We start from the raw sequence: 12,658 nt of genomic DNA, 5'->3' as shown, positions 1-12,658 counted from the left end.
CAGAGCAGCCGACATGCCATGGTGAGTCTCGATCGTTTCGCCGTCTTCCGCGCCGTCGTGGAATCGGGGTCGTTTACGGCCGCCGCCGCCCAGTTGAATCAGGCCCGGGCCGCGGTCAGCTTCAACATCAAGCAGCTGGAAACCGAGCTCGGCGTCACGCTGCTCACGCGCACGACGCGGCGCGTCGAGCTGACCGACGCGGGCGAGCGCTTTTATGCGCGTTGCCTGCGCGTGCTGGAGGAAGCCGAGAGCGCGATCGACGACGCCCGCAGCGAGCATGGCGGGATGCACGGCGTGCTGCGCGTGACGTCGACCGTCGAGTACGGGACGATGGTCGTCGCGCCGGCGCTGCACGAATTCATGCAGCGCCATCCCGCGCTGCGCGTGCGGCTCGAGACGCATGCGTCGCAGGTCGATCTGGTGCGCGAGCGCGTCGACGTCGCGATCCGGCTCGGGCGCCTCGAACAGTTCCAGGACCTGCCGTACCGGGGCGCGTGCCTTGCGACCTACGAAGTGCGGCCCGTGATCGCCCCGTCGCTGCTCGCCGCTGCCGGCCTGTCGCGCATCGATTCGCCCGACGTGCTGGCGCGCCTGCCGCAGCTCGGCCACACGCGGCTCGAGCGGATCGCCACCTGGACGCTCGCGGATCGCGACGGCAACCCGCACGCATTTCAACCGGGCGCCAAGCCGCGCGTGGTCGTCGACAACGCGTCGGTACTGCGCGTGCTCGCGCGACAAGGCAGCGGCGTCGCGCTGCTGCCCGAATGGCTCGTGCGCGACGACCTCGCGAGCGGTGCGCTGGTCGACGCGCTCCCCGACTACCGGTTTCCGCCACAGGCTGTCTACGCGCTGTACCCGTCGACCCCGCACGTGCCGCAGAAGGTGCGCGCGTGGGTCGACTTCATGAAGGCCTACCTGGCCTGAGCGCGGCGGCTCAGGCGGCCGTCGCGTGCTCCCGCAGCCGCGCGTCGATCCGGCGCGCGATCGCCAGCAGGCGGCGATCGCTGCCCCACGGCCCTTCCAGCATCAGTCCGACCGGCAGCCCCGTTTGCGCGGAACGCCCGGCCGGGATCGACACGGACGGCACGCCGGCGAGTGTCGCCGGCGACGTCTGGCGCGCGACGTGCTCGAACAGCGCCGCGCCCTGCCCGGCCGTCATCGCGGCCACGTCGTCGAGCGACGGCGGCTCGCCCGGCACCGTCGGCATCGCGATGCAGTCGACCGGCGTGCCGAATGCGTCGTCGTACCAGTGCACGAGATGCCGGCGGCACACGATCGCTTCCGCATAGGCGCCGGCATCGATCGGCGCGGACACGAACGACCGGAAGATGTCGCGCACGTCGTTGCTCGCGATCCGCTCGACGAACCTCTCGAACGGGATGCCGAGGCGTTCCGCCGCGAAACGGCGCCAGTACCGGTTCGCCTCGAACGCGGCGATCGGAAAGCCGCATGCGTCGCTCGCCTCGTGCAGCGGCGTCGCCGGCAGCGGCACGAGTGTCGCACCGGCCGCTGCGAACGACGCGAGCGCATGCTCGATGCAGGCCGCGACGCCCGGGTCGAGCGCGTCGAAGTAAGGCGCGCCGGGCACGCCGATGCGCAGGCGGTGCCATTCGGGCGCGACGGCCGTGCTGTCGTCGCGCGTCAGCACGGCGTCGAGCAGCAGCAGGTCGTCGATGCCCTGGCCGATCGGTCCGACCGTATCGCGCGTCGGCGACAGCGACAGCACGCCGTGCGGCGAATAGCGCTGCGCGGACGGCCGCAGCCCGTACACGCCGCAGAAGGCCGCCGGAATCCGCACCGAGCCGCCCGTGTCGGTGCCGAGACCGAACGGGATGCCGGCCGCGACGGCCGCCGCCGTGCCGCCGCTCGACCCGCCGGCGATGCGCCGCGGGTCATGCGGATTGCCGACCGCGCCGAAATGCCCGTTGCCGCTCGTGATGCCGAATGCGAGTTCATGCATGTTCGCCTTGCCCAGCGGCACCGCGCCGGCGTCGAGCAGGCGCCGCACCGTGAGCGCGTCTTCCGCCGCACGATAGCCGCTCACCGCCGGGCTCGCGCCGAGCGTCGGCATCGCGACGGTATCGAGGTTGTCCTTGATCACGAACGGCACGCCGGCAAGCGGCAGCGCGTCGCCTTGCGCGACGCGCGCATCGACACGCTCGGCCGTGCGGCGCGCGAGATCGGCATCGACGTGCACCATCGCATTGAGCGGCGCGATCGCCGCGAGACGCGCGAGTGCGTCGCCGGCGACATCGACGGCACGCCGTCCGGCCGTGCGCACCGCATCGGCTATCTCGCGCACGCTGGCGCCGGAAGCAAGTGACTGGGAAGAAACGCGGTTCGGCTGTGTTGTCATGTTGTGTGCTGGACGCGGAATCGATCGGGAAATACGCGGCGTGCCGCAGGCCCTGAGCGACACGCCGCGCGAACCGCGATGGTATCCCGGCGTGCGGCCGGCCGCACGCCGCGCACTACGCGCCGCGCGATCGCTCGCGCGGGTCCGCAGCCGCGTCGACGGCCTCGACCGAGCGCGTCAGCCACGGCCCGATGTCCATCTCCTCGTAGCGCACGAGCCGGCTCTTGCGTGCACGGCGATACGCGAACCAGATCGCGACGAACAGCGGAATCCACACATAGATCGACAGCACTTCCATCCAGTCGATGCGGGCCGCGAAGAACGCCTGGTAATCCTGCCCGAGCGAGATCACGATGCAGATCGCGATCGCGAACAGCGGCCCGAACGGAAACCACCTGGCGCGATACGGAAGTTGATCGAGCCGGTAGCCCTGCTTCAGGAAGCCCTTGCGGAACCGGTAATGGCAGACCGCGATGCCGAGCCACGCGATGAAACCCGTGATGCCCACCGTATTCAACAGCCACAGATAGATGCTCTGGTTGTTGGTCAGCGACGTGAGGAAACACAGCCCGCCGACGGCCATCGTCGCGTACAGCGCGTTGCGCGGCACGCCGCCCGGCGACAGCGTCGCGAACATCGCCGGCGCACGGCCTTCCGATGCGAGGTTGTACAGCATCCGCGTCGCCGCGTAGGTGCCGGAATTGCCGGCCGACAGCACGGCCGTCAGGATCACGAGATTCATCGCGCCGGCCGCGAGCGGAAAGCCCGCGTGGCCGAATACCAGCGTGAACGGGCTCACGCCGATGTCGGTCACGTCGCTCTTCAGCAGGTTCGGATCCGTGTACGGCACGAGCAGGCCGATCACGAAGATCGCGAGCACGTAGAACAGCATGATCCGCCAGAAGATCTGCTTCACCGCGCGCGGGATCGTCTTGCGCGGGTTTTCCGATTCGCCGGCCGTGATCCCGACCAGTTCCGTGCCGAGAAACGAGAAGCCCGCGATCAGCGCGACGCTCATCATCGCGTGCACGCCGCCGACGAACGGCGCGTCGCCCGTCGTGAAGTTGCGCCAGCCGACCGGATGCCCGCTGCCTAGCACGCCGGCCGCGATCAGCAGCCCGGCCGCGATGAACGCGATCACGGTGACGACCTTGATCAGCGAGAACCAGTATTCCGATTCGCCGAAGCCACGGACCGACAGCGTATTCAGCAGGAAGATCAGCACGAGGAAGGTCGCGCCCCACCATACGCCCGGCACGGCCGGAAACCAGTAGCGCATCACGATCTGCGCAGCGACCAGCTCGATCGCGATCGTCACGGCCCAGCTATACCAGTAGGTCCAGCCGAGCGCGACGCCGAAGCCTTCGTCGACGTACTTTTCGCCGTAGATCGCGAACGAGCCCGACACTGGCATCAGCGCCGCCATCTCGCCGAGCCCCGTGACGACGAAGTAGACCATGATCCCGATCGCGAGATACGCGGCGATCGCGCCGCCCGGCCCCGCCTGCGCGACCGACGCGCCCGACGCGACGAACAGCCCCGTGCCGATCGAGCCGCCGATCGCGATCATCGCGATGTGGCGGCCCTGCAGACGGCGCTTCAGCGTCGTCCCGGACGGCGCGGCCGTCTGCGCTGCCGCTTGCAAAGCATCCATAGTGCTCATCCTGATTTTATTCGGAATGCAAAACGATTGAGCCAGTCATTCGCATTGAAGCCTGGCTTGCGTGGTCGGGCCTACCCGGGCCGCGTCAAACGACGCTGCGCTTGATCGCCTGCAGTTCGGCCGTCGTCACGATCTTCTCGATCCGGTACCGCGGGCTTTCCAGCCACGCGTTCGCGATCCGACGGTACTCGTCGAGATCCTCGCATGCGAGCCGCACGAGAAAATCGAACGTGCCGCTGACGAGCCAGCAATCGAGTACGGCCGGATTCGCCCGCATTTCATCCTCGAACGGCGCCTGCGAACGCCCGTGATCGGCCAGCACGATCTGCGCGATCACGACGATCGGCTTGGTCGCGCGCGGCGGGTTGATCACCGCGCGGTAGCCTTCGATCACGCCGAGCGCCTCGAGCCGCTCCACGCGCGCCTGGCAGGGCCGCGGCGTGAGGTTCACGAGCTCCGACAGCTTCCGGTATGAAATCCGCCCGTCGGTGCGCAGGATGTCGAGGATCCGGAGATCGATCTTGTCGAGCTGCATCTTCTTGTCGGTCATCCGCGTTCGCTCCGGTCGGGTCGTGGCTGGTGCGCGGAACGTCTCCTTGTCCGCGCGGGGGCCACATTATCCGGCCGAAGCGGCTGCACACCAATCGCCAATCGGCTAGAACCGAAGCGACAGGCAGGTCAGGCCGCCGTCCATCTTGCGGAACTCGCTCGTGTCGATCACGTGCAGCGGCAGCCCGAGCGACGCGATCGCATCGTGCACGCGCGGATAGCCGGCCGGCGTGATCAGCGTGCCGTTCACGCGCAGCGTGTTGCCCGCGTATTCGTCGGCGGCCGAAATCGCGATCCGGCGGTAGTCGGCGAACGCCGGGTGCGCGGCCAGCGCTTCGGTCACGAGCAGCGTGTCGTCGCCGAGCGCGTTGACGACCGACTTCAGGTGCAGGCCGGCGCCGACCGGCACCGCGACGACCGAATAGCCGTAGCGCGACACGAGCGCTTCGAACGCGGCAATGCCTTCGGCGTCGGTGCGGCCGGTCAGGCCGATGTAGAAGCGCTTGCCGACCAGCATCACGTCGCCGCCGTCGAGACGGCCGTCCTGCATCGGCAGCAGGTCGCGATGCGCGGCGAGCGCCGCTTCGATGTGCGCCGTCTCGCCGCGCCGCGCGGGCGCGCCGGGACGCGTGATCACCGCGAATTCCGGCGTCACGACGGCCACGTCCTCGACGAAATGCGAATCGGGGAATGCGTCCAGCGGCGGCAGCTCGGTCAGCTCGACGCCAAGCGTGCGCAGCGCGTCGCAATACGCGTGGAACTGCGTGAGCGTCTTGTCGTAGTCGGGTGCGCCGAGTTCGGCGGTGGTCAGGCCCGCGCCACAGGACGGCGCGGGACGGCGAACGATCGCTTGCGTGAATTGCATCGACTCCTCCTTGGTCATCGCCACGCCCGTGCGGCGCACGGGGCAGCGGCATTGTGTCCGGACCATTATCGGAAGCCAAATTGCGCAATTCGCGTCGATTTCGGCTGCGCCGACAGCCGATTGCGTCGAATTGCGCGCGGCACGCAGCGGATTCGGCAGACGGCCGTTCGCCGCATCGCGAACGACCGCTTTCGTATGCGGCGCGCCCGTTACGCGCCGGGCCCGAACCCCATCTGCGAACGGCCGAGCGCCGTGAGATCGCCCTCCCCGCCGCGCCCGTCGAATTCGATCTCGAAATGATCGGCCGGGAAATCGGGCGGGCTCTCGCCGCGCAAGAACGCGGGCAACTGGCGCCGCAGGTACGCGTCGTTCTTCGCGCAGCCTGGCGCGGCCGCGATGTACATCACGTTGCTGTCGCCGCTGCCGCGATGCGCATCCTCGACCGCATGCACGACGTCGCCATGCCAGAACACCGCGTCGCCCGGCTCCATGTGCGGGATCGGCACCAGCCCGTCGAGCAGCAGCGCGTGCCATTCGGGCCGGATCGACAGCGCGCGGCCGGGACGCGCGCCGCACAGATCGTCGTCGGCGACGTCGTCCTGCAGCGCGCGCAGCACGACATAGGCCATCGCGTTCGCGACCGGGATCAGTTGCAGCGTGCCGTCGCCGGGCCCCTGCGGTGTCAGCGCGGTCCAGCCCTGGAAGGTGCGGAACATCGAACACACGGCCGGCGACGGAATCTCCTCGACGTCGGGACGGAATGCGGCATCGAACGGGTCGTAATCGCGCCAGCGGCCGGCCAGCACGTGGCGATAGACCTGGCGGAAGTTCGCGCCGAGCCAGCGTTCGACGGAGCCGCCGTCGACATGCGGCGACAGCCCGAGCGACGTCGATCCCGGCGGCCGGCGGCGAATTCGGTCCGCGTAGGCGGGCACCTGGTCGGGATCGAAATGCGTGCGCGCGCCGTCCGCATGCCGCCACAGGCGGTTCAGGAACACGCGCGCCTGCGTGAGCGCCGGCGACTGGCGCGCGGCCACCTGCGGCTTCGACCAGTAGACGCCGTAGATCTGCGGCTTGCCCGACGCGAGATTGCCGAAATAGCGATCCTCGGCGCGCGCATGCAGCCGGTCGGTGAAACGGTTCGAATCCAGATACGCGCCGATCTCGTCGTTCCAGTCGCGCGCCTGCCGCGCATCGAACACGCCGCGAATCACGACCGCACCATGCGCGCGGATCGCGGCAATCGCGTGCGGATCGACGGCGCCGCCCGCAATATCCGCAAACGGCACGACCGGAATCACGTCGAGGCCATGCGCATGCGCGCGGCGGATCGCGTCGACCTGCCGCGCGATGTCGCCTTCCAGCTCGCGGAACGTGGCCGCATAACCGGGCAGGTCGGCGCGCAGCGCCTGTTTCGCCGCGCGGATCGCGGCGGGCAGATCGTCAATCGTCAGTTGCATCGTGTCTCCTCGCTGAAGCGTGTCGTGATGTGCTGCCAGCGTACGGCCGGCGCACGACCGCCATCACCGCTATCCGGCCAACTATCGATACAATCCTGACAACCGTACGTTACTCGGGACGATGGCAGACCACGCAGAGCTTGTTGCCGTCCGGGTCGCGGAAATATGCGCCGTAGTAGTTGCGGTGGTAATGCGGCCGCAGGCCCGGCGGCCCTTCGCAGGTGCCGCCTTGTCGCAGTGCGAGCGCGTGGCAGCGGTCGACGTGCGCGCGCGTCGGCGCGTCGAACGCGATCGTGTGGCCATTGCCCGGCTCGGGTGCGCGGCCGTCGAGCGGATGGCCGAAGAAGAACAGCGGCCGGTCGGCGTCGGCCGGCATCCAGCCCGACCAGCCGTCCGGCTCGCGGAACTTCAGGCGCAACCCGAGTTCCGCGAACAGCGGCGCATAGAAATCGTAGGCGCGCGTCGTATCGCCGACGCCCACGCAAACATGTGAAAACATGGCATCGCTCCGTGGTGACGATCGCTCACGATCATGCCACGGCGCGCAGCCCGCGCCACCCGGAGGCCGCGATGAAACCGCAGTACGAGCACGTGACGTTCGCTCCCGGCTGTTCGATCCGGGTGTACCACCGCCAGCTCGCGCGCATACCGTTCGAATGGCACCGCCATCCCGAATACGAACTGACGCTGACGCTCAACAGCCGCGGCCAGCGCTTCATCGGCGATCACGTCGCGCGCTACGCGGACGACGATCTGGTGCTCGTGCCGCCCAACCTGCCGCACACCTGGTCGTCGAACGCGCGCATCGATCGCGATGCGCCCGAAGTCGCGCTCGTCGTCTGGTTCGACGGCGACTGGGTGCGGCGGCTTGCCGACTGCTGCCCCGAATACGCACCGCTGCGCTCGCTGCTGCGGCGCGCGGCGCCGGGTCTGTGCTTCGACGCGGACACGGCCCGCGCGATGCGCGCACGGCTGCCGCAGTTGCTCGATCCTGCTCCGCGCGTGAGACTCGCGGCCGCGCTCGACACGCTCGCCGATCTCGCGGAAGCCGGCGGCGAGCCGCTCGCCACCGCGCATGCGTACCGCGGGCCCGACGGCACGACACCGCACGCCGACGCGGCCGCGCCCGAAGCCGAGCGCCTCGATCGCGTGCTCGACGCGATCGACCGGCACTTCCACGAACCGCTGCGTATCGACGCACTCGCCGCTGCCGCGCACATGTCCGAGCGCACGCTGCAGCGCCTGTTCGTCCGGCATCTCGGCGAAAGCGTCGGTCGCTACGTGCAGCGGCTGCGGCTCGCGCACGCATGCCGCCATCTCGTCGGCACCGACTGGCCGATCGCGACGGTCGCCGCGCGCTGCGGCATTCCGAATGCCGCGAACTTCAACCGCCAGTTCCTCGCCGCGCGCGGGATGACGCCGGGCGCGTACCGGCAGTTCTTCCTGCGGCACGGCCACGCGCCCGACGAAGACGCGCCGGCGCTCGATACGCGGCCGCCGTCGCTGGAGCGCCGCGCCGATCCGGCGCGCAAATGAAAACACCCCGACGGGCTGAACCGTCGGGGTGTCGTGGCGTTGCGATTGCCCGACGCGAGCGGCCTGCCGGCCGTCGCGCCGCACACGACTTAACGTGCGTTGATCGGCTTCGCTTCGCGCGGCGTATCGCCGATGAACAGCTGGCGCGGACGGCCGATCTTCTGCTCGGGATCCGCAATCATTTCGTTCCACTGCGCGATCCAGCCGACCGTACGTGCCATCGCGAAGATACACGTGAACATCGACGTCGGGATGCCCAGCGCGCGCTGGACGATGCCCGAGTAGAAGTCGACGTTCGGGTACAGCTTGCGCGACACGAAGTATTCGTCTTCCAGCGCGATCTTCTCGAGCTGCATCGCGAGCTTGAACAGCGGGTCGTCGTGCAGGCCCAGTTCGTTCAGCACTTCGTAGCACGTCTCGCGCATCAGCTTCGCACGCGGGTCGTAGTTCTTGTACACGCGGTGGCCGAAGCCCATCAGCTTCACGCCCGAATTCTTGTCCTTCACCTGCTTGATGAATTCGGGGATGTTGTCCGGCGAACCGATCTGCTCGAGCATGTTCAGCGCGGCTTCGTTCGCACCACCGTGCGCCGGGCCCCACAGACATGCGATACCGGCCGCGATACATGCGAACGGGTTCGCGCCCGACGAACCGGCCAGGCGGACCGTCGACGTCGATGCGTTCTGCTCGTGGTCGGCGTGCAGGATCAGGATGCGGTCGAGTGCGCGGACGAGCACGTCGTTGACCTTGTACTCTTCGCACGGGTTCGAGAACATCATGTGCATGAAGTTCGCGCTGTACGACAGCGAGTTCTTCGGATACACGAACGGCTGGCCGATGCTGTACTTGTACGCCATCGCGACGAGCGTCGGCAGCTTCGCGATCATGCGGATCGCCGACACTTCACGGTGACGCGGGTCGTTGATGTCGAGCGAGTCGTGGTAGAACGCGGACAGCGCGCCGACCGCGGCGACCAGGATCGCCATCGGGTGCGCGTCGCGGCGGAAGCCACGGAAGAAGAAGTGCATCTGCTCGTGCACCATCGTGTGCTTCGTGACGGTGTCGACGAATTCCTTCTTCTGCGCTGCGTTCGGCAGTTCGCCCTTCAGCAGCAGGTAGCAGCTTTCGAGGAAGTCCGCGTTTTGCGCGAGGTTGTCGATCGGGTAGCCGCGGTACAGCAGTTCGCCCTTGTCGCCGTCGATGTACGTGATCGCCGAATTACAAGCTGCCGTCGACATGAAGCCCGGGTCGTACGTGAACTTGCCGGTCTGGCCGTACAGCTTGCGGATGTCGATTACGTCCGGGCCCATCGTGCCCTTGTAGATCGGCAGTTCGACGCTCGGCGAGTTGTCGCTGAACGATAGCGTGGCTTTAACATCAGACGGAGTCATGGCACATCCTCAATCGAAATAAAGAAACGGGATTCGATAACGGGCGTAACGCGTTACACGTTGCGCAGCATCTCCAACAGCCGGTGGATATCCGGGCTGTCTAGGTCGCCCTCTGGTTCCTTGCGCGCGAGGAGCAAGTCCATCAGGTCGTTGTCGCTCAGATCGAGCAGGCGCGACAACGCGCCTACGTCTGCATCGGTGAGGTCATGCTCGTATCTGCCGAAGAAACGCTCGAAGATGATGTCGTTTTCCAGCAGACCCCGCCGCGCGCGCCAGCGAAGGCGCGCGCGACGGTGCGGGTCGGATTGATGCGAATCGTCGCTCATTGCTCCGGCCTTAAACCGCGCGGCGAACCATCAGTTCCTTGATCTTGCCGATCGCCTTCGTCGGGTTCAGGCCCTTCGGGCAAACGTCGACGCAGTTCATGATCGTGTGGCAACGGAACAGACGGTACGGGTCTTCCAGGTTGTCGAGACGCTCGCCGGTGGCCGTGTCGCGGCTGTCCGCGATGAAGCGGTAAGCCTGCAGCAGGCCGGCCGGGCCGACGAACTTGTCCGGGTTCCACCAGAAGCTCGGGCACGACGTCGAGCAGCTCGCGCACAGAATGCACTCGTACACGCCGTCGAGCTCGTCGCGCTCTTCCGGCGACTGGAGGCGTTCCTTCTCCGGCGGCGGCGCGTCGTTGATCAGGTACGGCTTGATCGAGTGATACTGGTTGAAGAAGTGCGTCATGTCGACGATCAGGTCGCGCACCACGGGCAGGCCCGGCAGCGGACGCAGCACGATCTTCTGCGGCAGGTCGTTCAGGTTCGTCAGACACGCGAGACCGTTCTTGCCGTTGATGTTCATCGCGTCCGAACCGCACACGCCTTCGCGGCACGAACGGCGGAACGACAGCGTCTCGTCCACTGCCTTCAGCTTGACCAGTGCGTCGAGCAGCATGCGCTCGTGCTGGATCTCGAGCTCGTACGTCTGCATGCGCGGCGCTGCGTCCTTGTCCGGATCGTAGCGGTAGACTTCAAAAATGCGTTTTGCCATTTCGGATTCCTTTGACTCGGCTTAGAACGTGCGCGGCTTCGGCGGCACGGATTCGACCGTCAGCGGCTTCATTTGGACCGGCTTGTAGTCGAGGCGATCGCCTTCGCTGTACCACAGCGTGTGGCGCAGCCAGTTCTCGTCGTCGCGGTGTTCGTAGTCGCTGTGTGCGTGCGCGCCGCGGCTTTCCTTGCGCGCTTCCGCCGACACCATCGTCGCGCGGGCGACTTCGATCAGGTTCTCCAGCTCGAGCGCTTCGACGCGCGCGGTGTTGAACACCTTCGACTTGTCCTTCAGGTGGATGCTTTCCACGCGCGCCGCCAGGCCGGCCATCTGGTCGACGCCTTCCTTCAGCAGCGCCGACGTGCGGAACACGCCTGCGTGCTTCTGCATCGTCGCGCGGATGTCGTTTGCGACGTCCTGCGTGTATTCGCCCGACGTCGACTTGTCGAGCTTGTTCAGGCGCGCCAGCGAGAATTCGCCTGCATCGGCCGGCAGCGGCTTGTGTTCCTTCTGGTTCTTCACGTGCTCGACGATGTGGTTGCCGGCCGCACGGCCGAACACCACGAGGTCCAGCAGCGAGTTCGTGCCGAGGCGGTTCGCGCCGTGCACGGACACGCACGAGCACTCGCCCACTGCGTAGAAGCCGTTGACCGGTTCCTTGTGATCGCGCGACGTGCCGACGACCTGACCGTGGATGTTGGTCGGGATGCCGCCCATCTGGTAGTGGATCGTCGGGACGACCGGGATCGGTTCCTTGATCGCATCGACGTTCGCGAACTTCAGCGCGATTTCGCGGATCGACGGCAGACGCTTCATGATCGTCTCGGCGCCGATGTGCGACAGGTCGAGCAGCACGTGATCCTTGTTCGGACCCACGCCGCGGCCTTCCTTGATTTCCTGGTCCATCGAGCGCGACACGAAGTCACGCGGCGCCAGATCCTTCAGCGTCGGTGCATAGCGCTCCATGAAGCGCTCGCCGTTCGCGTTGCGCAGGATGCCGCCTTCGCCGCGCACGCCTTCGGTGATCAGCACGCCCGCGCCGGCCACGCCGGTCGGGTGGAACTGCCAGAACTCCATGTCCTGCAGCGCGATGCCCGAACGCGCAGCCATGCCGAGGCCGTCGCCGGTGTTGATGAACGCGTTGGTCGATGCCGCGAAGATCCGGCCTGCGCCGCCCGTCGCGAACAGCGTCGTCTTGCCTTCCATGATGTAGACGTCGCCCGTCTCCATCTCGAGGGCCGTCACGCCGAGCACGTCGCCGTCCGCGTCGCGGATCAGGTCGAGCGCCATCCATTCGACGAAGAACTGCGTCTTTGCCTCGACGTTCTGCTGGTACAGCGTGTGCAGCAGCGCGTGACCGGTACGGTCGGCGGCCGCGCAAGCGCGCTGGACCGGCTTCTCGCCGTAGTTCGCGGTGTGGCCGCCGAACGGACGCTGGTAGATCGTGCCGTCCGCGTTGCGGTCGAACGGCATGCCGAAGTGCTCGAGTTCGTACACGACGTTCGGCGCTTCACGGCACATGAATTCGATCGCGTCCTGGTCGCCGAGCCAGTCGGAGCCCTTGATCGTGTCGTAGAAGTGGAAGTGCCAGTTGTCTTCGCTCATGTTGCCGAGCGATGCGCCGATGCCGCCCTGCGCGGCCACCGTGTGCGAACGCGTCGGGAACACCTTCGACAGCACGCCGACCGACAGGCCCGCGCGCGACAGTTGCAGCGCCGCGCGCAAGCCGGAGCCGCCCGCGCCGACGATCACTACGTCGAACTTGCGACGCGGGAGGGAAGTTTTGATTGCAGCCATTCT

Annotated in this window: 12 protein-coding genes; 2 read left to right on the top strand and 10 right to left on the bottom strand. The window is 67.4% G+C overall.

Translation table 11 applies throughout. The features are described from left to right. Positions 1-18 precede the first annotated feature (18 nt). Entirely contained in the window at positions 19-924 is a 906-nt protein-coding gene (locus KVT39_RS18530; RefSeq protein WP_152855590.1) for a LysR family transcriptional regulator, read from the top strand. 10 nt (positions 925-934) lie between these two features. Here the strand turns inward: KVT39_RS18530 and iaaH are convergent, their stop codons facing one another. The 6 genes from iaaH to KVT39_RS18500 form a co-directional block, all read right to left on the bottom strand. Continuing rightward, positions 935-2,356 carry an indoleacetamide hydrolase gene (gene iaaH / locus KVT39_RS18525; RefSeq protein ID WP_217589934.1) on the bottom strand — a complete coding sequence of 474 codons (1,422 nt, stop codon included), beginning with the start codon at positions 2,354-2,356 and terminating at the stop codon, positions 935-937. Between the two features lie 115 nt (positions 2,357-2,471). After that, positions 2,472-4,010, bottom strand: coding sequence for an amino acid permease (locus KVT39_RS18520; protein WP_217589933.1), 1,539 nt, complete (start codon positions 4,008-4,010; stop codon positions 2,472-2,474). A gap of 94 nt (positions 4,011-4,104) precedes the next feature. Then, positions 4,105-4,569, bottom strand: a complete 465-nt coding sequence (locus KVT39_RS18515; RefSeq protein ID WP_217589932.1) for an Lrp/AsnC family transcriptional regulator — start codon at positions 4,567-4,569, stop codon at positions 4,105-4,107. Between the two features lie 105 nt (positions 4,570-4,674). Further along, positions 4,675-5,433, bottom strand: coding sequence for a dimethylarginine dimethylaminohydrolase family protein (locus KVT39_RS18510; protein WP_111020487.1), 759 nt, complete (start codon positions 5,431-5,433; stop codon positions 4,675-4,677). A 209-nt stretch (positions 5,434-5,642) separates the two neighbouring features. Further along, positions 5,643-6,893 carry a DUF1479 domain-containing protein gene (locus KVT39_RS18505; protein ID WP_217589931.1) on the bottom strand — a complete coding sequence of 417 codons (1,251 nt, stop codon included), beginning with the start codon at positions 6,891-6,893 and terminating at the stop codon, positions 5,643-5,645. A 109-nt stretch (positions 6,894-7,002) separates the two neighbouring features. After that, the gene (locus KVT39_RS18500; RefSeq protein ID WP_217589930.1) at positions 7,003-7,392 is read right to left on the bottom strand and encodes a VOC family protein; all 390 of its coding nucleotides are present in this window, start codon (positions 7,390-7,392) and stop codon (positions 7,003-7,005) included. A gap of 71 nt (positions 7,393-7,463) precedes the next feature. Here KVT39_RS18500 and KVT39_RS18495 point away from each other — a divergent pair, with 71 nt between their 5' ends. Further along, positions 7,464-8,429, top strand: a complete 966-nt coding sequence (locus tag KVT39_RS18495) for an AraC family transcriptional regulator (protein ID WP_217589929.1) — start codon at positions 7,464-7,466, stop codon at positions 8,427-8,429. A gap of 89 nt (positions 8,430-8,518) precedes the next feature. On the opposite strand, the gene gltA is transcribed toward KVT39_RS18495, so the two are convergent. Genes gltA through sdhA form a run of 4 tightly spaced genes read right to left on the bottom strand, consistent with a single transcriptional unit; the run spans position 8,519 to position 12,655 of the window. Next, positions 8,519-9,820, bottom strand: coding sequence for a citrate synthase (gene gltA / locus KVT39_RS18490; protein WP_014899964.1), 1,302 nt, complete (start codon positions 9,818-9,820; stop codon positions 8,519-8,521). Between the two features lie 53 nt (positions 9,821-9,873). Beyond that, a complete protein-coding gene (locus tag KVT39_RS18485; RefSeq protein WP_031400668.1) occupies positions 9,874-10,146 on the bottom strand; it encodes a succinate dehydrogenase assembly factor 2 in 273 nt (90 codons plus the stop codon). Between the two features lie 10 nt (positions 10,147-10,156). Continuing rightward, entirely contained in the window at positions 10,157-10,858 is a 702-nt protein-coding gene (locus KVT39_RS18480; RefSeq protein WP_011658352.1) for a succinate dehydrogenase iron-sulfur subunit, read from the bottom strand. 21 nt (positions 10,859-10,879) lie between these two features. Beyond that, positions 10,880-12,655, bottom strand: coding sequence for a succinate dehydrogenase flavoprotein subunit (gene sdhA, locus KVT39_RS18475; protein ID WP_034180014.1), 1,776 nt, complete (start codon positions 12,653-12,655; stop codon positions 10,880-10,882). Between the last annotated feature and the right edge of the window lie 3 nt (positions 12,656-12,658).

Origin of the sequence: Burkholderia sp. GbtcB21 (genome assembly GCF_019091065.1) — a bacterium.
Lineage (GTDB): Bacteria > Pseudomonadota > Gammaproteobacteria > Burkholderiales > Burkholderiaceae > Burkholderia > Burkholderia pyrrocinia_C.
This window is presented reverse-complemented; position numbering and strand designations above follow the sequence as displayed.